The following is a 20360-nucleotide window of genomic DNA, read 5'->3' as shown; positions in this document are numbered from 1 at the left end:
TCATTCAACTTGCGGGAAGCGGCTGTTCAACATGTCCTTTGATCGGAATTCAACTTCCTCACCAACCAACACGTCGACAAGTCATTGTCAGCAAACGAATTTTCCAAATACATTAAACATATCACCAGACATGATTTCACTTCCACCACACATCATGGCGACGTTCGTTGATCATCCGCTGCGCTTGCTGAATCCAAGCTTTTCATCGCCGCTGCTGGACGTGCTGACGGATCTGGAGCACTTGCGACGACTGGAGATCAGGGCGACGACGCATCCAACAGTGTTCGTTCAGCTCAAGCAGGTGTTCCACCTCCTCGAGAGCTTGGCGTCAGCCCGGATAGAGGGCAACCACACGACGCTGGCTGACTACGTGGAGACCAAGTTCGCAGCACCTTCCGGCGCGGGTCGGCCGGGGCCAGAAGCAGATTCGTTGCGAGAAATCGCCAACATCGAACTGGCCATGGACGAGATCGAAAGCGCGGTCGCGCCAGGGGTCCCCATCACCGAACACCTTTTGCGCGGACTGCATGCGATGACCGTCGACGGTCTGCAGCGGGAAGGCGACAAGACGCCCGGCGCCTACCGGACCGGAACCGTGGGCATCGCGAAATCGGAACATGCGCCTCCCGAGGCCGTCCAGATCGGCGCCTTCATGCGGGAGTTGGTCGGCTTCGTCAACCGCGAGGACCAGCGCAAGTACGACCTGATGAAGGTCGCGCTGGCGCACCACCGCTTTGCGTGGATCCACCCGTTTGGCAACGGCAACGGACGCGTCGTGCGCCTGTTCACGTATGCCTTGCTGGTCAAGTACGGTTTTCGGGTGAGCGCCGAAAGCGGACGTCTATTGAACCCAGCCGCGGTGTTCTGCGCCGATCGGGAGAAGTATTACGACATGCTGTCTCGGGCGGATACTGGAACGGACCAAGCGCTCGAAGCGTGGTGTACCTATGTACTGGCGGGCGTCCGGGATGAAATGCACAAGGTGGACCGTTTGGCTGACCACCAGATTCTGACCACGGAGATTTTGTTGCCGGCCTTGTCTCACGCGCGGGCACGCCAACTGATCACGGCGCAGGAGGAAAGCATTCTGAAGGTGGCGATCAGCGCGAAGGTCGTGAAATCCGCAGACTTGGCCGAGGCCATGCCCGGGTTGACCGGCCAACAGCGGACGTATCAGATCCGCAAACTGTTGGCCAATGGGATGTTACAGCCGACACGCCCCGAGGCGCGTCAATACACGATCGGATTCAGCAATAGCACGCTGCTGCGAGGTGTGATCAAAGCGCTGACAGACCGTGGATTCATTCCGAGTGCTGTAGCGGCATGATACGTTGACAACGTCGCCGGCGGCGAACGGGTCAGTTCATCCAATATGCGTCGGCGCCCATCTTGCTGGGGCGAAGATCCAATCGGCGGCGCCCTGCAACTCATCGGAACTCGAGAAACCAAGGGTAATAGTCATACCCCAAATCGGTCCTGCCTTTGCAGAACCGTCCCACCCAAATGCCGATGACCAAGCCACAGCCACACAAGGCCACCATCTTGCAGTCAGCCCCGTAGGCTCCGAAGATCCAATTGGAGTTCGAAAACAGTCGGCATATTTCCGCAGCGATATCACCAAAGGCTTGCATGAGCAAAACAAAATATGCCAGCGTGGCGATGTAATCACCGGAACTACGCGCAACGGGCCAACCAATCCAATAGGAAATGGCAAACATCATCCCCGGCAGCAAGAAGTGCATCAGCGCCTTGACTGAATCAACAAATTCCATTACTCATCTCTCCAGCACTCGAATAATCATCAAAAACTCCAAAGCAGCGAGCCATTCAGCTTTGGAACCTGCTTGCATGTCCTCACGACATCTCAACGGACCGGAATTGGACTAAACGGATAATAACTTGGCCCGCAGCGATCACAATGGCGGCCCAGCAATACCCCGAGAGTAATTCCCATAAGGCTCAGAGTGCCGATGGATGCAACCTCACCCCACTGGCCAAACATCATCGTTCCACCCAGGAAAGACTCACAGAAGGACGAAGCAATACGCGCGAGTCCTTGCACGCACATGGCCGAGCCAGCGACAGCAGCGATCACATCAATCAGGCTGCGACGAATGGGCCAGATGGCCCAATATGGGCCGGCGGCCATGAGCCCGGGTAAAAAGTAGAAGAAAACACTCTTGATCAGCGGTTCCATGATGGCTCGTCTCACCTAATAGCTCATCCATTACTACAAATCCTCCCGGCAGATCCACTGGGAAGGGACGAGCAACACCCTTAAAGTCACCTCAAGAATCTGCGCCAGCTTATCGAAGACTGACTTCGACTTCAATTGCATACCCAAGGCAGGGGATCCCAAAGAAGTAGGCAAAAACATGCCGACAGAGATTTTCGCTTGCCGTTCGTCAAGGCGATACAGCGGTCCAAGCAGATCATTCGAATCAGAAGTTGACTTCAAATTACCAACAGACATCAGGAAGTTGCTATTAAAAATGACTTGAATGTCGCAACTCTTCACGCACGGGCTCGATGGGCAAATCACTCAAGGCGTCCAAACCACATTCGGGAACCACAAAAAGGCGACGAAAGTCATGTGCGTATCGCAGATCGCTTTCGTAAGGTTCGTTATTTCAACAAACCGGGTGCGAATTGCCGAACCGACCGCATCAACCTTTGGAGGCTCCCGTGATCGCCATTCGCTCGCTACTCAGCGCAGTTTTACTGTCGTCGATCTCTGCACTGGCCCAGCCGCAAACTCCGCGGACGAGCGCTCCTCAAGCGCCCTTGCGGACTCATCTTCAAAACTATAAGGATATGGTTCTCGCCACTTGCGTGGCGACGGCATATCGGCAAAATTCAGCAGCCGCGTCTGACGCTGCAAGTACCGTCAGCGCGCTGCGCGATTGGACCGAATACGACCTGGACCATGCGCCTGACGCAATGAAGCAGCTCGTCGATCGCTTCCTAGCGAGAGACTATCGAAACCCGCTCGCCGAAGCCGAATCTCCAGGCCAGCAATTCAACCTTCTGAAGTGCCTGGACCTCTATCACAGCTCGGAACTCGATGCTCAGGCGAAACGCCTGGTCATGCGCCCGAAGCACTCATCAAGCAAGGATTCTCAAACGCGCTGATTTTTCTTCCGCCCCAAAATGAAACGAGTGCCTCACGCTCCCGCGTGGGCACTCGTTTTCTCTTCGCAGCCGGATTCGTCGTCTCTTCGGACGCGGATGGCTCTTTGGTATGAAGAAAGGTCTGGGAGCCCCCATTACTTCGACTGCGCGCAGCTTTGAAGCTGGTAGCTGTTCTCCTGAATAGCCGCCATCTCGACCACCGAATAGAAGCTGGTCGCCTCGTGAATCAGATCGACGACCACATCGCGCAGATGACTGTGGGGGCCGAGGCGGACTTCCATGGGGACGTCAAACTCCTGCACCAGCGCGGTGATATAGGTCAGGCGATTGCGCACATTGGCCATCGCTTCGCCGACCGAAGTTGAGCGGCGGAGCACGAGCGGTCGTGCATGGCCGCGGCCAGGCTGGGGCGATTCGTAGCGATAGGGGTTTCCGGCCGCGACGCGAAGCACCTCGAGGGTTTCATCGCTGGAGGTTTCGAGCGGCTTGCGCTCGAGGAGCGGAACGCGCGGGGTGTCATCACCTGACTCGCGCTTCTCCAATTCCATTTCGTGCTTCTGCTTGGCAAGCTGCTCGGAGATGGCGGTGCCGCCCCTTGCGACAGCGTCCATAAACTCTTCGGTCAACATGATCAGGTTGCTTCAATTAACAGCAGTTGAGGGATACCCATCCAAAGCATCAAATACAGAGGGTGGGCGAGATGTCAAAACACGCGACGTGAACGTGCGACTTTCCTCGCGGAGAAGTCCATCTCGCCCAAAAATCGGGAAAACGAGACACCGCCCTCTGGCGGCGCGTCACATCGAGTGTTTTGAGCACCTGAGAGCAATTATTGACCCCCTGCCGCAAACCGAAAATGACTCAAACCTCTAGCGACCCCAGCCCTCCCTACTGAAGTCTCTAGTCGCACCTACTGGTTTCCGTTGATTGAACCTCGCAGATATTATTAAAACCGTAGCGCTTCAAGAGCATTTGAACCGCGTCGCCATCAATAGCATGCGCAAATGCCAAACGCCCGCGTAAGGTGGCATACTGGTCCGCAGGGAGATTTCCGGTCGACGCCTTGTGCAATAGCAGTCGAAATTCACGCTTCATTCGCCGCCCCACGGAGGCCTCCCCTTCGTTCGTCAATGTCAGCCCGACCAGTGATCGCCGGTGCTTCCTTGAGACATGCACCGTCTTCTCCTCATTGACCGTCAGCCCAAGATACGACAGTCGGCTCAGTTCATCTTTCACTTGCACCTCGACTGTTCGCAATACATCGCGCTCCATGGTCGAAAAGGCCAAGTCGTCTGCATATCGGGTGTATCGCACCCCTCGGCTGGAACAAAACTTGTCGATCACGGAATCAAATTCATGAAGCACAAAGTTTGAGACCAGCGGAGAACTCGGGGCCCCGATCGCAAGATGGAACCGGCCGCTTTGTGAGTCGAATTTCGTAAGAATCCTGCCGAGGATCCAGCGCTCCACTTCCGAGTATTCCGTTTCCATGGCAAGCCGGTGTGTGACTGCCCCGATACCAATACTGGGAAAGAAGTCCTTGAAGTCCATCTTCAATAGATAACGCCCTTCCGCATGGGGCCGGGCATGATCCAGGATCGAATATCCCTGCCGATACGCCTTGGCGGCATCGTGAATCTGCAGCCGGTTCATCTCCAGTTCCATCGCGATCCGCTGGATGTATTTCACCTCACTGCGCGGTTGCGCAATCTCCCGGGTTCCACGCCCATGCCGCTTGGCGATGTGATGGGTCTTGTAGCGGGCGCACGCCGTGACTATCAGAAGTTCGAGTTCATAACGGGAAAATGGTGTCCGCTTCCGCAGGCGTTGAAAAAGGGGAGTAGCGGAGATTTTCACGCTGCCCTCCCAAAGACGGCATGAAGCCGCTTGTCGCAAGTAAGGATCTTTTGACGCCCCAGTTTGAGCCCGCCAAACAGCCAAACCCGGTCTGGCAGCTTGGTGATGCGGCAAGCCCCCGGATCCAACTGAAATTCAATCTGATCCAGGGGCTGTCCAGACAACTCAATTACCTTCAATATAGGCACGGAGACGCGTGCCGGCTCGTCCGGCACGGGGATCCGTGCCGTAAATGCCGTGCAACTCAATCAGTCCTGCGTTTCGCCGGACATTGATAGCAGCGCTATCGGTTCGCTAATTGAGGCTTCCAGTCTAGGCAGACCGAAAATCGATGTCATGACTTGAATTCGGGCATTTAGCTCCCTTAAACAAGTCAATTTCATGGCGAGACCAGAATTGATCAATTGAATGAAGTGCGCCGCGCATCAACGCAAATCGGCCTCCGCTCCCACCATTGCAGTGGGAAGCCGGAGGCCGGAACACTTCAATTCATCAGTCGAGTCCCTCGTGCGGGTCGGCTCAATGCTCAGAACCCAAACGCCAACCTCACCCCACCCCAATGCCTCCCGGCAACGGTGACTGGGGCGGACGCCTCCTTGAGCAGCACGAAATTCCCGCCGCCCATGTCCCGGCGGTAGGTTTGCAAAAGGAAGGGGCGTTGATTCCGCGCTGAAGCCAGCCCCGTGCGGTCATTGAAGATCCGCCGATACCGGCTGTTCGCCGTGTTCCACGCCGTATCCCCCTGCCGCTGCGGCTGGCAGTAGCGCTTGTTGTGCGTCGCGACATACCCGTTGCGGTCCACCGCGATGCAGAACACCACCTTGTTCGAGAACGACAGCACCCGCTCCTGGACCTCCGGAAACAGCTGGTCCGCGATCTGCGTGAATCTCGTCGTGAATTGCTGCGGATCCGTCCCGGCGATCGGCTGGTATTGCTCGTCGAACAGCGACGGCAGATCGATCCGCTTCTCCCGCACCGCGCGCTCCAGCAGCCGCGAAATCTCCCCAGCCGCCTCCTGCACCGCCTGGATGTAGGGCGAGTCCTCGACCTCGACGCCGCTCGAGGCGATCTGCTCGATCATCTGCTCGCTCAGCCGCAGGAAACGGTCGCTGCACGCGAATGCCGCCTCCAGCTTGCGCATCGCCTGCTGGATCTCCGTCCCCAGTTCGCCCGAGCGCTCCGCCAGTTGCTGCGTCGTCGTCTGGCTCTCCCGCGCGGACTTGGCGATCAGGTCGACATCGACCTCCACGTCCGAGAACGCCTGATGGATCTTGCTCTGCCCCGCCCCGCCCGAGCCGTCGGCCCGCAGCTCGCGGCTGAAGCTCTCGATCCGCGTGTCCAGCGTCCCCACCGTGCCCATGATCGCTTTGGACGAGGCCTCCACCTGCGCCGCCAGGTCCTTCACCGCATCGGCCACGACCCCGAAGCCGCGCCCGGCCTCGCCCGCGCGCTTGGCCTCCACCGACGCGTTGAACGCCACCAGCCGCGTCTGCAACGCGATCTTCGTGATCTCGGACGCCGCGTCGCTCACCTGCCGCAGCGTCGCCACGATCCCGCCGACCTCGTCGCCCACCCCGGCCAGCGCCGCGCGCGCGCGATCCACCGCCTCGCGGGTCTGGTTCGTCGATTGATTGATCGCGTCCTGCGCGTGCCGCACGTGCTCGAGCTCGCCGCCCAGCGCCTGCATCGCCTGCGCCTGCGAGGTCACGACCTTCTGCGTGTCCTCCAGCAGCCCGCGCACCTCGGCCGCGTCGCGGCCCAGTTTGGAGACACCGCCCGAGAGCTCCCGGACCACCGTCTCCGTCCTGCCTGGCATCGCCGGTTCGCGCGGACCGCCCTCGGCCCGCCCCTCCGGCCCCTCAGGCGCCACCTTCCCGGCGCGCCCGCGCCACGAGTCCCACATCAGCCACTCCCCTCATGGTTCTTCGACCACCAGGGACAGCGGCCGTCTCGGGCCCTTTTACCAGTCGCGCAGCTTCACGCGCAACCGTGCAATCGCTTGACTGTGCAGCTGGCACACCCTCGATTCGGTCACCTTCAGCACCGCGGCAATCTCTTTCAGGTTCATGTCATGTTCGTAGTACATGGACATGACGTAGCCCTCGCGCTCCGGCAGGTTCTTGATCGCCTCCACCAGCGCCTCGCGCATGCGGTGATCCCGCAGCATCGACATCGGATCCGCCGACTCGTCGCCGACATGCCGGTCCAGGTAGTCGTCGCTGTCGTCGCCCCCGGAGATGTCCTCCAGGTACACCAGCTGCGTCCCGCGCACCCGGCCCAGCATCTCCTGGTACTCGGCCAGCGTGATGCCCATCTCCGCCGCGATCTCCGACTCCTGCGGCGGACGGCCCAGCTTCTGCTCGAGCTTGTGCACCGCGCTCTCGATCGAGCGCTGCTGCCGCCGGTTGCCCCGGCTCATCCAGTCGCTGCCGCGCAGCTCGTCCAGCATCGCGCCGCGGATGCGCTGCGTCGCGAAGGTCTCGAACTGCACGCCCTGCGCCGTGTCGAAACGCGACAGCGCATCCGTCAGACCGATCAGGCCGACCTGGATCAGGTCGTCCAGCTCCACGTTGGCCGGCAGCTTCGCGATCATCTGATGCGCCAGACGGCGCACCAGCGGGCTGTACTGGCGGATCAGCGAGTTGTTGTCGAGTTGTCCCTTGGCGGTGTACATCGTCTCGTCTCCCATCCGCGTCAATGCGCCGCCAGGGTCACGCCTTGCGGGGCGCGGCCGGCCTTGGGCTGCCACATCGGCCGCGGACGCAGCGGCATCGCCTCGGCGGCGCTGTCCAGCGCGGCGCCAGGCACCGACGCCAGCAGCAATTCACGCGCCATGTGCCGCATCTCGTGCGTCAGGGGCGCGCTCACCGGCTGGCGAGGATCCAGGCAGGCCCACTCCCGCAGCACCGCGCCGAGGAAGCCATCGCCGCAGCTCGAGAGCTGCTGCGCGATCCGCTCCGCCAGCCGCAGCTGCGGGTTGCAGGCCAGCAGCAGGCTGTAGACCATCAGGCCCGCCCGCTGCGTCAACCATTTCATGCCGGCGTAGGCGCAGGTCACGCTCTGCACGTCGGTGTCGGCCAGCAGCACCGGACGCACCTCGCGCGAGACCAGCACCCGGCTGAGCTCGGCAGCGCTGGCGTGCAGCAGCACCACGTCGGCGAACGGGGCGGCGTCGGTGACGGCTTCGAGGAATTGCGCCGCCGAGCCATTGGCGTTGATGTAGCGCAGCGGCAGGCCGCGCGCGGCCAGGAAGGAGACCTTCGCGGACAGCGGCTCGACGCAGGCGGCAAGGTCGACCGCAGCGAGGTCGGACGGCGCCGAGGCCTGCTCGCCGGCATCCACCACCAGCGTGTGCAGGCCCAGCTCGCTGAACGCCGCGCACATGCCTTCCAGCAGCGCGCCGCTGCCCATCACATGCGGGTTGCTCACCACCGGCACCACGCGCACGCGGGCCGTCGCGAACAAGCGCCGCAGGCCATCGGCCTGATCCTTGGGAGCATTGCTGAAGTCGCGCATTGGGCTGCTCTGTGTCCGTCTTTCGTTATCCGCCCCGGACGCGTTTTCCTCCATCGGAAGAACCCGCAATGCCGGAGCCGTTACCGGAAGTTTCGCCCCGGGGGCCCCCCTTCGACGCGGAATTGAAAGGGGGAAACACCCCGCATTTCTCGTCCGGTCCCCTGCCCTCGTCGCCAGGCCCCGCGACCTCGGAGTCTTCATTCATGACGGCGTCAGCTAGATGAATATCGCGCGAACGCGCACGCCAACGACGAAAGGGAAGAGCCCGAGCCCTTCCCCTTTTCTAGAACTTCAGCAGTGATTTGGCAAATGAGCGGCGCGAATGGCACCGTAGCCGGCGGGAGATCCCCCTCTCCCCTCCCTCTCCCCGCTGGGGCGAGGGGTTTACTACGACGTCCGGCTCTTACTCCTCGCCCACTTGCGGGTGGGTGAGGGCCGGCTGTTCAGTTCAGTCCCATGGGCGACGCCGCGCCGCCTGAAGGGCCGACCGAGCCCGCCGTGAAGATCAGATTCACGTCCGACGAGTCCATCCGCCAGGCCGACTGGCCGTGGCTGCGCAGCGCGCGCTGCACCAGCGCCTGCGACGACAGGCGATGCCAGTCTTCCGGCACGCGTTGACCATTGGTCACGCCCAGCACCCGCAGCTTGTGACGGATCACCGTGTCCAGCGCCGGGGCCAGTTTCACCGCCTCGTCCAGCTTGGACAGGATCACGCCCTGCGCTTGCGCGCCGCGCCAGGCACCGACCACGTCCTCGATCGTCTCGCCCTGCTGCGCCGCGTTCACCACCAGGATGCGCTTGATGCTCTTGTGAGCCAGCATCTCCAGCAGCTCCGCGGTGCGGCTGTCGCGCTGCGCCGTGCCAGCCGTGTCGATCAGCACCATCTTCTTGCCCGCCAGCAGCTCCAGCAGGTCTTCCAGCGACGCGCGGTCATGCGCCGTGTGCACCGGCACGCCCAGGATGCGGCCGTACGCGCGCAGCTGCTCGTGGGCGCCGATCCGGTAGGCATCCAGCGTGATCAGACCCAGCTGGCTCGCGCCGTATTTGGTCGCGAAGGCCGCCGCGATCTTGGCCGTCGTCGTGGTCTTGCCCACGCCCGTCGACCCGATCATCGCGAACACGCCCCCCTGGTCCTCCAGCGGCGCCATCTGCTCGGCCGTCTGCACGTTGCGCGACAGCACGTTGGCCGCCCACGCGTGGGATTCCGATTCCTCGGTCATCTGGGCCGGCAGGCCCTCAACCAGCTTGCGCACCAGCGCCGGCGAGAACCCGGCGTCCAGCAGCTTCTGCGTCAGCCGCGCCTGCGCCGGCTGGCGCTGCAGCTTCTCCATGAAGGCCAGCGCACCGAAGCGCTCTTCGATCATGCCCTTCATCGCGCGCAGCTCGGTCATCATCTCCTGCTCGCGGCGCGACGACGGCATGTCGTTCAGCGGATGGCCGCCCATGCCGCCAAAACCTCCGCCAATACCGCCCAGGTCCTGCACCGGCTGCTGCATGCGGATCTCGTCGCGCAGCACCGGCGGCACGACGCGCGGCGCGGGTGCCGGCGCGGGTTCATGGGCGCGCTCGTCCACGCGGCGCGCGCCCAGGGTCTGCATCGCGGCACGCGCGCGCTGGTCGCGCTGCGCCGCCATCGAGGCCACCGACTCCATCTGCGCCGCCGAGAACGCCGGCTGCGCCGGCTCGTCCATCAGCGGGTCGGGCTGGCCGTTCATCTCGGCCGCGCGGCGCTTGAGCATGCGCTCGCGCACGTAGTCCTGGAAGGACAGCGTGCTCATCGCCATCGCGTTCACGTCGTCACCAATCGAGCCCGAATTCAAGCCTGCATTGGATCCGGCATGCGAGCCGCCGAAGCCCGGCTCCGCGCGCTGCTGCTGCGGCTGCGGCGAACCGGCCAGACGCTGCTTGAGCGCCTGGCGCGGCTGCGCCTCCTGGCGCTGCGGCTGGGCGGCCGGCTGCTGGCGCTGGGCCTGCGCGGCCCGCGGCGCCTGGGCGGCCACGCGCTCGATCTGCGACATGCCTTCCGGCGCCATCGCGAGCACTTCCACCCCTTCCGGGCACGGCTTGTTCGAGAGCACGACCGCGTCGTCTCCAAAGGCCTGGCGGACCAGGGCCATGGCTTCGCGGGAACTGCGGGCGGTAAAGCGTTTGACGTTCATGCCGTGCCTCCGATGATGGAGCCGATGCGGATCGTGTGCGTTTCAGGAATCTCGCTGTGTCCCAGGACCTTCAGCCGCGGCGCAGCGCGCTTGAGCAGTCGGGCCAGGGGCGCGCGGATCAGGTCAGGCACCAGCAGACAGGCGGGCAAACCGCGATCCTCTTGGGACTGCGCGGTCTGGGCGGCACTCCGCGCAAGCGTGTCCGCCACGCCCGGATCCAGCGCCGCGCCGTGAGGCGAGTGCAGGGCCTGCGTGACCAGACGCTCCAGCTCCGGATCGAGGGCGATGACATCCAGTTCGCGAGACGGACCGTAGATCTGCTGCACGATCGCCGGAGCGATGTGGATGCGGATGCGACGGGCCAGCTCGGCCGGGTCCGAGGTCTGCGTGGCGTTCTCCGCCAGGCTTTCCACGATGGAACGCATGTCGCGGATGTGCACGCCCTCCTCCAGCAGGAACTGGAGGACTCGTCGCAGGGCGGCGACATTGACCATCTTCGGAATCACGTCTTCGATGAGTTGAGGCGCTTGCTTGGTGAGGTGATCCACCAGCTGCTGGGTTTCCACCCGGCCCAACAATCGGGCCGCGTGAACTTGCAGCAAGTGTGAGAGATGCGTGGCCACCACGGTCGCGCAATCAACGACGGTAAAGCCCGCCATTTGCGCCATATCCCGCTGCCGCTCCTCGATCCAGACCGCCGGGAGTCCGAAGGCGGGATCCGTCGTCTGGGTCCCGATCAGCTTCTGCGTCGCGTGACCGGGGTTGATCGCCAGCCACATGCCTGGGTAGGCCTCCGCCTCGCCGATCACCGCGCCGCGCAGCGTCACGCGGTACTGGCTGGGGCGCAGCTCCAGGTTGTCGCGGATGTGCACCGACGGGGGCAGGAAGCCGATGTCCTGCGCGAACTTGCGGCGCACGCCCTTGATGCGGCTGAGCAGGTCGCCTTCGCGCGACTTGTCCACCAGCGTGATCAGGCGGTAGCCCACTTCCAGGCCCAGCGTGTCCACGGCCTGCACGTCGTCCCAGGAGGCCTCGGCGTCCGGGTTGGGCGCGCCGGGCACGGGGGCGGCGGGCTTCTTGGACTCGGCGGCCTTCCTGGCCTGCTCCCTGGTGCGCAGCCAATAGGCCAGGTAGCCCATGGCGCCGGCGATCATCAGGAACACCAGGTGCGGCATGCCCGGGATCAGACCCAGGATGAAGACCACGCCGGCGGTGATGGCCACCGCCTTGGTCGAGCCGAACACCTGCGAACCGATCATCTGGCCCACATCCTTGTCCTTGCCCACGCGCGACACCACCAGTGCCGAGGACACCGAGATCAGCAGTGCCGGGATCTGGGCCACGAGCGCGTCGCCGACGGCCAGCAGGATGTAGCTGTCGGCGGCCTGGCCGGCGGACAGCCCGTGCTGGGCCACGCCGATGACGAAGCCGCCGATGATGTTGATGAACAGGATCAGGATGCCGGCGACGGCGTCGCCGCGCACGAACTTGGAGGCGCCGTCCATGGAGCCGAAGAAGTCGGCTTCGTCGCCGAGTTCGGCGCGGCGGCGCTTGGCTTCCTTCTCGTCGATCAGGCCGGCGGACAGGTCGGCGTCGATGGCCATCTGCTTGCCGGGCATCGCGTCGAGGGTGAAGCGTGCGCCGACCTCGGCGATGCGTTCGGCGCCCTTGGTCACGACGATGAAGTTGATGACCACCAGGATCGCGAAGACGATCAGGCCGACGGCGAAGTTGCCGCCGATGAGGAAGTGGCCGAAGGATTCGATGACCTTGCCGGCGGCTGCGGCGCCGGTGTGGCCTTCGAGCAGGACGACGCGGGTGGAGGCCACGTTGAGCGACAGGCGCAGCAGGGTGGTGATGAGCAGGACGGTCGGGAAGGCCGCGAAGTCGAGCGGCTTGACCATCTGGGAGGCCACCAGCATCACCATGATGGACATGGCGATGTTGAAGGTGAAGAACAGGTCGAGGGCGAAGGCGGGCAGCGGCAGCACCATCATCGACAGGATGATGATGATGGCGATCGGTGCCCCGAGTGCCTGCACGATGGCGGCGCGGGGTCCGAGGAGGTTCTGCAAACGGGCCATGAGCTCGTTCATCGGGGTTGCCTTCTGCCTGGGTTCAATGGATGGCTCGACGAGACTGTCGAGCTGCGCCATTGTTCGGCGGGTACTGGTCTGCCTTTAGCCGGATAAGCGGGTGATTTCCCCCCCGAACGGCGCCATTGGTGGGGGGGCGGCGGGCAGGACGGTGCCCCCTTGAAGCGAATGCCGAGCGGGCGCAGGCGCCTGAGCGGAAAGGGGGCACCGTCCTGCCCGCCGCTGGCTCGGTCGCCGCCGGATCGGTCGCCGCTGGCTCGGTCGCGGCCGGATCAGTCGCCACCGGCCCGGCCGCCCGCTGGGCCATCAGCCCGGACTGCCCTCCGGGAAGGCGTCGTCCGCTTCGTCCTCGGGCGGCGTCCAGCCCGGCTTCTTGTGCGGGTCGAGCTCGTCCGGCACGGCCGGATCCGGTGCCGCATTCGGCGCCATGCCCTGCCCCTTGAGCGCCGCCTTGAGCTGGTACACGTAGGCCAGCACCTGCGCCACCGCGCCGAACAGCGCGCCGGGGATCTCGCGGTCGAGTTCGGCGTGGGCGTACAGGGCACGGGCCAGGGCCGGCGCCTGCAGCACCGGCACCTTGTTGTCCTTGGCGATGTCGCGGATCTTGAACGCCAGCAGGTCCAGGCCCTTGGCGACCACGCGCGGGGCGCCCATCTTGCTCTCGTCGTAGGCGATCGCGACCGCGTAGTGGGTCGGGTTCATGACGACGAGGTCGGCCTTGGGCACCGCGGCCAGCATGCGGCGCTTGACCAGCTCGCGGGCCTTGGCGCGCATCTTGTGCTTCATCTCGAGGTTGCCTTCGGCTTCCTTGAGCTCGTTCTTGGCCTCCTCGCGGGACATTTTGAGGCGCTTCAGATAGAGATGGCGCTGCAGCGGCACGTCGATCACGGCGAACAGCGCCAGGCACAGGCCCAGCAGCGCCAGACCGCCCATCAGCTGTTTGCCGGCGAAGGCCAGCGCCGACGGCAGCGGCACCGACATGATCCCGACGAAGCCGGCGATGCGGTCCTTCAGCGCCATCGCGCCCACCACGCCCAGCACCAGCGACAGCAGCACCGCCTTCAGCGCCGTGGTCAGGTTCTGCCACTGGAACAGCCGGCCGAAGCCGTTGATCGGGTTCAGGTGCGTGAATTTCGGGGTCAGCGGCTTCATCGTGAAGTTCCAGCCGCCCGAGGCGATATGCGCCGCGATCGCCGCGATCGCCAGGATCAGCAGCGCCGGCAGGCCCAACATGAAGCCCTGCCAGGTCAGCGTGGACAGGCGCTCGGTCATCATGCCGGCGCCGCGCAGCTGCTCGGCGTCGAAGCGCAGCGCGCCTTCCACCATGCGCTGCAGGGTGTCGACCGCGTAGGGGGTCGCGGTCGCGAACAAGGCGCCGCCTGTGGCCATCACCGCGAAATGCGGCAGGTCCCGGGAGCGCGGCAGTTGACCCTCCTTGCGCGACCTTTCGATCTTTTTCTGCGAGGCGGGTAAGTTGCGGTCTTGTGCGTCTTGATCGGCCATGTGGGGGCCACGGCCTGATACCGCAGCGCCGCCATTGTTCGGCCGGAAAGGCTCGGGCCTTCGCCCGATAAAGGCCGGAAATCAGCCGGTCTTCTTGCCCCGGGGAACGCCCGAGAAAACCCCATTTCAATCCTGGCCTTCGAAGGGCCTCCAATTCCCCCAGAAAGCAGAAACCCGCGCCAGGCGCGGGTTTCATTCGCTGCCGCGGGTTTCCGGATCAGAAGCCCAGCGAGGCCAGCAGGTCGTCCACTTCGGACTGATTGGTCACCACGTCGGCGCGGCCTTCGGGATTCACCACCGGGCCCTGCAGGATGCTCGGGTCGACCTTTTCGCGCTGCTCCGGCGGCACCACCGAGACCAGCAGCTTCACCAGCGAATCCTCCAGATCATTGGCCAGCGTCACCACCTTGGCGACGACCTGGCCGGTCAGGTCATGGAAGTCCTGCGACAGCATGATGTCGGTCAGGTGGGTGTCGATCTTGGACGTCGAGGACTCGACCTCCTTGACGAAGTTCAGCACCGCGCCCGAGGCCACGGCCCGCACCGGGTCCGCGGTGATCGCCTGGGCCATCGCGTTGGCGGCCTCGGTGATCTTGGCGTGCTCGGCCTTGGCCTGGTCGACCGAGTTCAGCACCTTGTTGGCGGCATCGGCGGTTTTGTTGGCGATGTAGGTCAGGCGGCTGCGCGCGTCGGGCAGGCCATCGGTGGCGACCTGCAGCTTGGGCATCACGCCCAGCTGCTGCATCGTGTCGTGCAGCACGCGGGTGATCGTGCCGATCTGTTGGAACACCTCGGGCGAGACCATCAGCGGCTCGTTGCCCTGCGACAGTTTGGCCAGTTCTTCCATCTGCATGGTGGACTCCCCAGCGTCAGGCCGCAGCGGCCAGCTTCTGCATGATCTTCTGGACTTTTTCTTCCAGCGTGGCCTTGGTGAACGGCTTGACGATGTAGCCCGCCGCACCGCTCTGCGCCGCCAGGACGATGTCCTCCTTGCGGGCCTCGGCCGTCACCATCAGCACCGGCAGATGCTTGAGCGACGCGTCCTCCTTGATGGCCTTCAGCAGCTCGAACCCGTTCATGTTGGGCATGTTGATGTCGCTGACGACGAAATCGTATTTCGCCTGTTTCAGCATGCTGAGGGCCTCGACGCCATCTTCCGCCTCTTCGGCGTTGTTGTAGCCGATCTCCTTCAGCAGACCGCGCACGATCCGGCGCATGGTCGAGAAGTCGTCGACGATCAAGAATTTCATGTCAGTGCTCATGGCGTTCCTCTGAGGGGACTGGAGGGCTTTATTCGATTCTGGACGTTATCGGCCCGCGGACAGGGCACTTGAGGCCTGCGGCGCGCTGGCCGCGGGGTCTGAAGCATCCTCGTCCTCGTCGGGCAGGTTCTTCAGCACCGCATCCTCGGCATCGCGATTCATCACGATGATGCTGATGCGGCGATTGACCTGGGCTTTGGGGTCTTTCGTGTCGAGCAGTTTGCTCGACGCCAGACCCTGCACGCGAAGGACCCGGGCATCCGGCAAACCGCCCGCCACCAGCTCGCGCCGCGAGGCATTGGCCCGGTCCGCCGACAGTTCCCAGTTGCTGTATCCGCGCTCGCCCGCAGAAAACGGCTGTGCGTCCGTATGGCCTTCCAGCGTCAGCCGGTTGGGCACCTCGGACAGCACGTTGCCGAGTTCCTGCAGCAACTCGCGCATATACGGCTTCACCACCGCACTGCCGCTGTCAAACATCGGACGATTATTCTCGTCCACGATTTGGATACGCAAGCCCTCGCGGGTCATGTCGAGTCGGATTTGCCCACCTAATGCCGCAATCCGAGGGTTGTCGGCAATGATTTTCTCGACCTTGTCCTTCAATTGCTGCAGACGCACCCGCTCGGCGCGGCGCTGCTCTTCCTTGAGGGCTTTCAGATTGATGGTTTTCCGAGGGGATTCGACGTCGCCGGCCTTGACCTGCCCGGTCTGGCGCGTCAGGTCCTGGCCGCCGCCCTTGATGATGTGCGAGGCGTCGCCCGAGCCCGAGCCGCCGAACATCGCCACCTTCAGCGGCGAGGCGAAATAGTCCGCGATGCCCTTCTTGTCGCCCTCGGTCGTGGAACCCAGCAGCCACATCAGCAGGAAGAAGGCCATCATCGCCGTCACGAAGTCGGCGTACGCGATCTTCCACGCGCCGCCGTGGGCGGCATGGCCGCCCTTCTTGACGCGCTTGATGATGATGGGCTGGAGTTTCTTGGCGTCACCGGCCATGTCGGATCACCCCGTTCACTTCTTCTTCACGTGGCCTTCGAGCTCGGCGAAGGTCGGGCGCTCGGTCGAGTAGAGCACCTTGCGGCCGAATTCGATCGCCACCTGCGGGGCGTAGCCCTGCATCGAGGCCAGCAGGGTGGTCTTGATGCATTGCAGTTCCTTGCCGGCCTCGTCGACCTTGGCCTCGAGCGCGCCGGCCAGCGGCTCGGCGAAGGCGTAGGCCAGCAGGATGCCCAGGAAGGTGCCCACCAGCGCCGAGCCGATCATCCCGCCCAGCACCGCCGGCGGCTGGCCGACCGAGCCCATGGTGTTCACCACGCCCAGCACCGCCGCCACGATGCCGAAGGCCGGCAGGCCGCCCGCCAGGCGCTGCAGCGCGATCACGGCGAGGAAGGCCTCGTGGTGGTGGGTGTCGATCTCGGCATCCATCAGGGACTCGATCTCGTGCGCGTTGAGGTTGCCCGAGACCATCATCCGAAGATAGTCGGTGATGAACTCGGCCACATGGTGGTCATTGCCCACCGTGGGGTATTTCTGGAACAGCGGCGAGCTGTGCGGGTCCTCGACGTCCTTTTCGATCGACATCAGGCCTTCCTTGCGGGCCTTCTGCAGGATGTCGTAGAGCAGCGCCAGCAGCTCCATGTAGCGGGCCTTGGTGTATTTGCTGCCCTTGAAGCAGTCGCCCAGGCCCTTCATGGTGGCCTTCATGACCTTGGGCGGGTTGGTGGCCAGCATGCCGCCGATCGCCGCGCCGAAGATGGTGGTCATCTCGAAGGGCAGCGCGTGCAGCACGACGCCGATGTTGCCGCCGTGCGCGATGAAGACGCCAAAGATGCAGGCCAGCGCGAGCACCCAACCGATGATGACAAACATGAAGGTCGTTCCGTCTTGAAGTTGCCGCCGCGTCCGCTCGCGGTCCCGGCCATCCCATCCCTTATCGACCGGCTCCCGGCGCCCTTGAGGCCCGCTTCAGGCCTGCAGTTCGCGCACCCGGTAGACATACAGCTGGTGGCGCGTGCCGGTGTCCAGCTGCGCGAAGGGCGCTTGCCCCGGCAGCGGGAAATCCAGGCTCGCCAGCCAGCTGTCCGGCCGCATCTCGGCACGCGCCTTGTCGAGCGCGCGCGGCATCGATTCGGGCCGCTGGAAGAGGTAGACCAGGTCCGTCTCGCGCCACGACTGGGCCCACAGGTCGCCCCGGGCGATCTCGGCCCAGGGGCAGCGCAGGCGGGCCAGCAGCCACAGGACGCCACTGTATTCAATGCCGGCCAGGCGGACCGCCGGATAAGCGCGGCGAAGGGCCACCAATCCGTCGCCCAGCCCGCAGCCGGCGTCCAGCGCGCGGGCGCCGGCGTGCAGCTTCACACGCTCGGGGAGCGCGCGCAGCGCGCCGTGGGGTGTGGGGAACAGCGGCGCGTCGCTCCAGCCGCGGCGCGGATAGGCCAGCACCAGCACCGCCAGCGGGATCAGCCAGATCCAGGCCGGCAGCTCAGTGCCGGTGAACAGCAGCGCGAGCGGAAAGCCGGAGGCGACGATCAGCCGCCGCCAGGCCTGCCGGTGCAGGCCGGCCAGGATCAATCCCAGGCCCGAGGCGACGAGGGCGGCCGGCCAGTCGGGCCCGAACAGGCGCCAGACCGCGAAGCAGGCGGCCCAGCTCAGCAGCGCCAGCGCCGGCCAGCGCAGCGCGGACTGGGTCCGTCCGGGAGTGGCATGGGGAAGCGGGGCGGCCATGGATGGCGGCCTCAATGCATCTGGATGCCGCCCGCCGCCTTGCCCTTGCCGGCGCGCGCCGGCGGGTTGCACAGGCCGCAGACGTAATGCTTGGCCACCTCATGCGGATGGGTGACGAAATGACCGCCGCACTTGCTGCATTTGGTCATCGTCAGCATGCCGTTGTCGACGAACTTCACCAGGCGCCAGGCCCGGGTCACCGACAGCAGCTGCTCCAGGTTCTGCGCCGCGGTCTGCTCCTGATACAGCTGATAGGCCTTGATGACGACATCGATCTCGTCCATCTCGGCGACCTTGTTCAGGTACTCGTGGATGTTCAGAAAGAGGCTGGCGTGGATGTTGGGCTGCCAGGTCATGAACCAGTCGGTGGAGAACGGCAGCTGGCCCTTGCTGGGCGACTTGCCCGAGACTTCCTTGTACAGGCGCAGCAGACGCTCGTAGCTCAGGTCGGTCTCCGATTCCAGCACCTGCAGGCGCGCGCCCAGGTGGATGAGCGTCACGGCGCGCTCGATCTGCTTGGCTTCGGTCAGGATGGACTTGGTGCGCATGTCAGGTCTCCGGGCGGGGGCGTCGTCGGTTTGGCGTCCAGGTGCCGTTCTACCTCAGGCGGCTTCCTGATGGCGGCCGGCCATCAGGATGGACGCATGCAGGCGGGACACGCTGTCGTTGGCGGCCGGCTTGCCGTGCGAGGTCAGCAGGCCCCACACCAGGTCGTCGTCCATGCGGAAGCGGCACAGCAGCGTGTTGCCCGAGGCGATCTTCAGCATCTGCGCGGCGCTCAGCGTGTTCAGCAGCGTCGCGGTTTCCTCGGAGATGCCCAGGCGGTACAGCGCCTGTTCGCGGTCGGCGCGGATCAGGCTCTGCGCCAGCATCAGGTACGACAGGTTGGCTTCGCGGATCTCGGCGAGGATTTGGTCGGCGTTCATCGTTCGGCTCCTGTGGGTGTCTGGTGCTGATTCCGTTGTGTTTCAGCGTGAGACGAACTGTAGGGATCGCGACAAGAAGCCGACATCAGGTCGCTTCCATGTAAAGGTTAGGGAGCGCGCCGACGCGTTTGTCAGATGAATTCCTACAAGCTGCCGGATCAGCGCTATCGCGGCTGTCCTTTTTGAAGGATCGAGGCGAGCAGCACCAGGTTGTGCCGCGCCAGGTGGCTGCCGCGGCCGGCGACCGCGCCGGGCTGGTCGGGGCGCTCGCCGATCTCCAGGCAGCGCGTCCAGGCGTCCTCGATCATCGGGAGCAGGATCGGCGCCTGGTCGGGCTGATCCGCCGCCCAGTCGAGCAGCAGGTCGCCCAGCGCGAAGAAGAAGTCCGGCGACTCCGCACATTGCTGCAATTGCGATTCGGCGAAGACCATGCCCTGGGCATGGCGCTTGAGCGATTTCAGGCCGAAGAGCCGGCGAGCCACCAGGTCGTACCACCATGGCGGCAGCAGGGGCATCGAGGTCAAGCGGTCGGCCGCATTCGCGAAGGCGTCTTCCGCATCCGCGAAGCGGTCATAGACCGAGCAATCCTTCCCCAACTGGTACCAGAGATAGGGATTGGCCGGATCCTGCTCGAGCGCGGCGCGCAGCAGTTGTTCGTTGCGGCCCTGCTTCACTTGGAGCCGTTCGGGCAGATAGCCGTCGTGCCCGACCTGAATATCAAGGGGCCGGACGGGGAGTTCATGCACCGGCTGTTCATGAATCCGCCCCGCGTAGCGGATACGGCCCGGGAGCACGCGGCTCAGGCGCGAGCGCGCCGTGCCGCCATCGAAGTGGTCTTCGAGCGCGATGGTCCCGACGAAATGGGGCGCCGTCGTTCGCAGCGCGGCCAGCGCCGCCCCGCTGCCCTCCCCGATCAGCCATTCATCGGCATCGAGCACCAGGTGCCAGTCGGCCCCGGCCGCGTCGAGCGCCGCATTGCGGGCTGCGGAGAAATCATCGATCCACTCGAAACGCGCGACGCGCGCGCCCGCGGCCTCGGCCAGGCGGACGGTGTCATCGCTGGAGCCGGTGTCCATCACCAGCAGTTCGTCCACGAAGGGGCGGACGCTGTCCAGCAGCCGCGTGATCGTTGCCGCCTCGTCGCGGGCGATGACGACGAGGCAGGTGCGCCAGCGCGAAGGCATGCGC

General features: G+C 64.4%; 21 protein-coding genes. 2 read left to right on the top strand and 19 right to left on the bottom strand.

Going from position 1 to position 20360, the window contains the following annotated elements; translation table 11 throughout:
• Positions 1-154: 154 nt before the first annotated feature.
• Positions 155-1327, top strand: a complete 1173-nt coding sequence (locus ABDW61_RS13300) for a Fic family protein (protein WP_343639271.1) — start codon at positions 155-157, stop codon at positions 1325-1327.
• Positions 1328-1427: 100 nt separating this feature from the next.
• Here ABDW61_RS13300 and ABDW61_RS13295 read toward each other — a convergent pair whose 3' ends face one another.
• The 3 genes from ABDW61_RS13295 to ABDW61_RS13285 form a co-directional block, all read right to left on the bottom strand.
• Positions 1428-1772: a hypothetical protein gene (locus ABDW61_RS13295; protein WP_343639270.1), complete on the bottom strand. Its 345-nt coding sequence runs from the start codon at positions 1770-1772 to the stop codon at positions 1428-1430.
• A gap of 92 nt (positions 1773-1864) precedes the next feature.
• Complete coding sequence (locus ABDW61_RS13290) at positions 1865-2197, bottom strand: hypothetical protein (RefSeq protein ID WP_343639268.1); 333 nt, start codon at positions 2195-2197, stop codon at positions 1865-1867.
• 33 nt (positions 2198-2230) lie between these two features.
• The gene (locus tag ABDW61_RS13285) at positions 2231-2518 is read right to left on the bottom strand and encodes a hypothetical protein (protein ID WP_343639267.1); all 288 of its coding nucleotides are present in this window, start codon (positions 2516-2518) and stop codon (positions 2231-2233) included.
• A gap of 167 nt (positions 2519-2685) precedes the next feature.
• On the opposite strand from ABDW61_RS13285, the gene ABDW61_RS13280 reads away from it, so the two are divergent.
• Complete coding sequence (locus ABDW61_RS13280) at positions 2686-3132, top strand: type VI secretion system amidase immunity protein Tai4 (RefSeq protein ID WP_343639266.1); 447 nt, start codon at positions 2686-2688, stop codon at positions 3130-3132.
• Between the two features lie 134 nt (positions 3133-3266).
• On the opposite strand, the gene ABDW61_RS13275 is transcribed toward ABDW61_RS13280, so the two are convergent.
• The 16 genes from ABDW61_RS13275 to ABDW61_RS13200 all read right to left on the bottom strand — a co-directional run bounded on the left by ABDW61_RS13275 (position 3267) and on the right by ABDW61_RS13200 (position 20356).
• Positions 3267-3761: a hypothetical protein gene (locus ABDW61_RS13275; protein ID WP_343639265.1), complete on the bottom strand. Its 495-nt coding sequence runs from the start codon at positions 3759-3761 to the stop codon at positions 3267-3269.
• Positions 3762-4032: 271 nt separating this feature from the next.
• On the bottom strand, positions 4033-4989 hold the full coding sequence (locus ABDW61_RS13270; RefSeq protein ID WP_343639264.1) for a retron St85 family RNA-directed DNA polymerase: 957 nt from the start codon (positions 4987-4989) through the stop codon (positions 4033-4035).
• Positions 4990-5515: 526 nt separating this feature from the next.
• On the bottom strand, positions 5516-6805 hold the full coding sequence (locus ABDW61_RS13265) for a methyl-accepting chemotaxis protein (RefSeq protein WP_343639263.1): 1290 nt from the start codon (positions 6803-6805) through the stop codon (positions 5516-5518).
• 144 nt (positions 6806-6949) lie between these two features.
• Complete coding sequence (locus tag ABDW61_RS13260) at positions 6950-7663, bottom strand: RNA polymerase sigma factor FliA (RefSeq protein ID WP_343639262.1); 714 nt, start codon at positions 7661-7663, stop codon at positions 6950-6952.
• A 20-nt stretch (positions 7664-7683) separates the two neighbouring features.
• On the bottom strand, positions 7684-8505 hold the full coding sequence (locus ABDW61_RS13255) for a flagellar biosynthesis protein (protein WP_343639261.1): 822 nt from the start codon (positions 8503-8505) through the stop codon (positions 7684-7686).
• Positions 8506-8948: 443 nt separating this feature from the next.
• Complete coding sequence (flhF, locus tag ABDW61_RS13250; protein WP_343639259.1) at positions 8949-10664, bottom strand: flagellar biosynthesis protein FlhF; 1716 nt, start codon at positions 10662-10664, stop codon at positions 8949-8951.
• Entirely contained in the window at positions 10661-12760 is a 2100-nt protein-coding gene (gene flhA / locus ABDW61_RS13245; protein WP_343639258.1) for a flagellar biosynthesis protein FlhA, read from the bottom strand. The genes flhF and flhA overlap by 4 nt, the downstream gene beginning before the upstream one ends.
• Before the next feature lie 306 nt (positions 12761-13066).
• Positions 13067-14263 carry a flagellar type III secretion system protein FlhB gene (locus ABDW61_RS13240; RefSeq protein WP_343639256.1) on the bottom strand — a complete coding sequence of 399 codons (1197 nt, stop codon included), beginning with the start codon at positions 14261-14263 and terminating at the stop codon, positions 13067-13069.
• A gap of 217 nt (positions 14264-14480) precedes the next feature.
• Positions 14481-15116 carry a protein phosphatase CheZ gene (locus ABDW61_RS13235; protein WP_183490177.1) on the bottom strand — a complete coding sequence of 212 codons (636 nt, stop codon included), beginning with the start codon at positions 15114-15116 and terminating at the stop codon, positions 14481-14483.
• Positions 15117-15132: 16 nt separating this feature from the next.
• A complete protein-coding gene (gene cheY / locus ABDW61_RS13230) occupies positions 15133-15525 on the bottom strand; it encodes a chemotaxis response regulator CheY (protein ID WP_058934552.1) in 393 nt (130 codons plus the stop codon).
• Positions 15526-15570: 45 nt separating this feature from the next.
• The gene (gene motB, locus ABDW61_RS13225) at positions 15571-16518 is read right to left on the bottom strand and encodes a flagellar motor protein MotB (RefSeq protein WP_343639253.1); all 948 of its coding nucleotides are present in this window, start codon (positions 16516-16518) and stop codon (positions 15571-15573) included.
• A 15-nt stretch (positions 16519-16533) separates the two neighbouring features.
• Positions 16534-17391: a flagellar motor stator protein MotA gene (gene motA, locus ABDW61_RS13220; RefSeq protein ID WP_343639252.1), complete on the bottom strand. Its 858-nt coding sequence runs from the start codon at positions 17389-17391 to the stop codon at positions 16534-16536.
• A gap of 96 nt (positions 17392-17487) precedes the next feature.
• Positions 17488-18246, bottom strand: a complete 759-nt coding sequence (locus tag ABDW61_RS13215) for a class I SAM-dependent methyltransferase (protein ID WP_343639250.1) — start codon at positions 18244-18246, stop codon at positions 17488-17490.
• 11 nt (positions 18247-18257) lie between these two features.
• Positions 18258-18794, bottom strand: a complete 537-nt coding sequence (flhC, locus tag ABDW61_RS13210; RefSeq protein ID WP_091722407.1) for a flagellar transcriptional regulator FlhC — start codon at positions 18792-18794, stop codon at positions 18258-18260.
• A gap of 54 nt (positions 18795-18848) precedes the next feature.
• Positions 18849-19172, bottom strand: a complete 324-nt coding sequence (gene flhD / locus ABDW61_RS13205) for a flagellar transcriptional regulator FlhD (protein ID WP_067276158.1) — start codon at positions 19170-19172, stop codon at positions 18849-18851.
• 164 nt (positions 19173-19336) lie between these two features.
• Positions 19337-20356, bottom strand: a complete 1020-nt coding sequence (locus ABDW61_RS13200; RefSeq protein ID WP_343639248.1) for a glycosyltransferase — start codon at positions 20354-20356, stop codon at positions 19337-19339.
• Positions 20357-20360 lie beyond the last annotated feature (4 nt).

Source organism: Roseateles sp., assembly GCF_039595595.1.
In the GTDB taxonomy this organism is placed as follows: Bacteria; Pseudomonadota; Gammaproteobacteria; order Burkholderiales; family Burkholderiaceae_C; genus Roseateles.
This window is presented reverse-complemented; position numbering and strand designations above follow the sequence as displayed.

Bases quoted from the DNA above. Each gene is read 5' to 3' on its own strand.
- ABDW61_RS13300 (WP_343639271.1), top strand. From the start codon at position 155: ATGGCGACGTTCGTTGATCATCCGCTGCGCTTGCTGAATCCAAGCTTT.
- ABDW61_RS13295 (WP_343639270.1), bottom strand. From the start codon at position 1,772: ATGGAATTTGTTGATTCAGTCAAGGCGCTGATGCACTTCTTGCTGCCG.
- ABDW61_RS13290 (WP_343639268.1), bottom strand. From the start codon at position 2,197: ATGGAACCGCTGATCAAGAGTGTTTTCTTCTACTTTTTACCCGGGCTC.
- ABDW61_RS13275 (WP_343639265.1), bottom strand. From the start codon at position 3,761: ATGTTGACCGAAGAGTTTATGGACGCTGTCGCAAGGGGCGGCACCGCC.
- ABDW61_RS13265 (WP_343639263.1), bottom strand. From the start codon at position 6,805: ATGCCAGGCAGGACGGAGACGGTGGTCCGGGAGCTCTCGGGCGGTGTC.
- ABDW61_RS13260 (WP_343639262.1), bottom strand. From the start codon at position 7,663: ATGTACACCGCCAAGGGACAACTCGACAACAACTCGCTGATCCGCCAG.
- ABDW61_RS13255 (WP_343639261.1), bottom strand. From the start codon at position 8,505: ATGCGCGACTTCAGCAATGCTCCCAAGGATCAGGCCGATGGCCTGCGG.
- flhF (WP_343639259.1), bottom strand. From the start codon at position 10,664: ATGAACGTCAAACGCTTTACCGCCCGCAGTTCCCGCGAAGCCATGGCC.
- flhA (WP_343639258.1), bottom strand. From the start codon at position 12,760: ATGAACGAGCTCATGGCCCGTTTGCAGAACCTCCTCGGACCCCGCGCC.
- ABDW61_RS13240 (WP_343639256.1), bottom strand. From the start codon at position 14,263: ATGGCCGATCAAGACGCACAAGACCGCAACTTACCCGCCTCGCAGAAA.
- ABDW61_RS13235 (WP_183490177.1), bottom strand. From the start codon at position 15,116: ATGCAGATGGAAGAACTGGCCAAACTGTCGCAGGGCAACGAGCCGCTG.
- cheY (WP_058934552.1), bottom strand. From the start codon at position 15,525: ATGAGCACTGACATGAAATTCTTGATCGTCGACGACTTCTCGACCATG.
- motB (WP_343639253.1), bottom strand. From the start codon at position 16,518: ATGGCCGGTGACGCCAAGAAACTCCAGCCCATCATCATCAAGCGCGTC.
- motA (WP_343639252.1), bottom strand. From the start codon at position 17,391: ATGTTTGTCATCATCGGTTGGGTGCTCGCGCTGGCCTGCATCTTTGGC.
- ABDW61_RS13215 (WP_343639250.1), bottom strand. From the start codon at position 18,246: ATGGCCGCCCCGCTTCCCCATGCCACTCCCGGACGGACCCAGTCCGCG.
- flhC (WP_091722407.1), bottom strand. From the start codon at position 18,794: ATGCGCACCAAGTCCATCCTGACCGAAGCCAAGCAGATCGAGCGCGCC.
- flhD (WP_067276158.1), bottom strand. From the start codon at position 19,172: ATGAACGCCGACCAAATCCTCGCCGAGATCCGCGAAGCCAACCTGTCG.
- ABDW61_RS13200 (WP_343639248.1), bottom strand. From the start codon at position 20,356: ATGCCTTCGCGCTGGCGCACCTGCCTCGTCGTCATCGCCCGCGACGAG.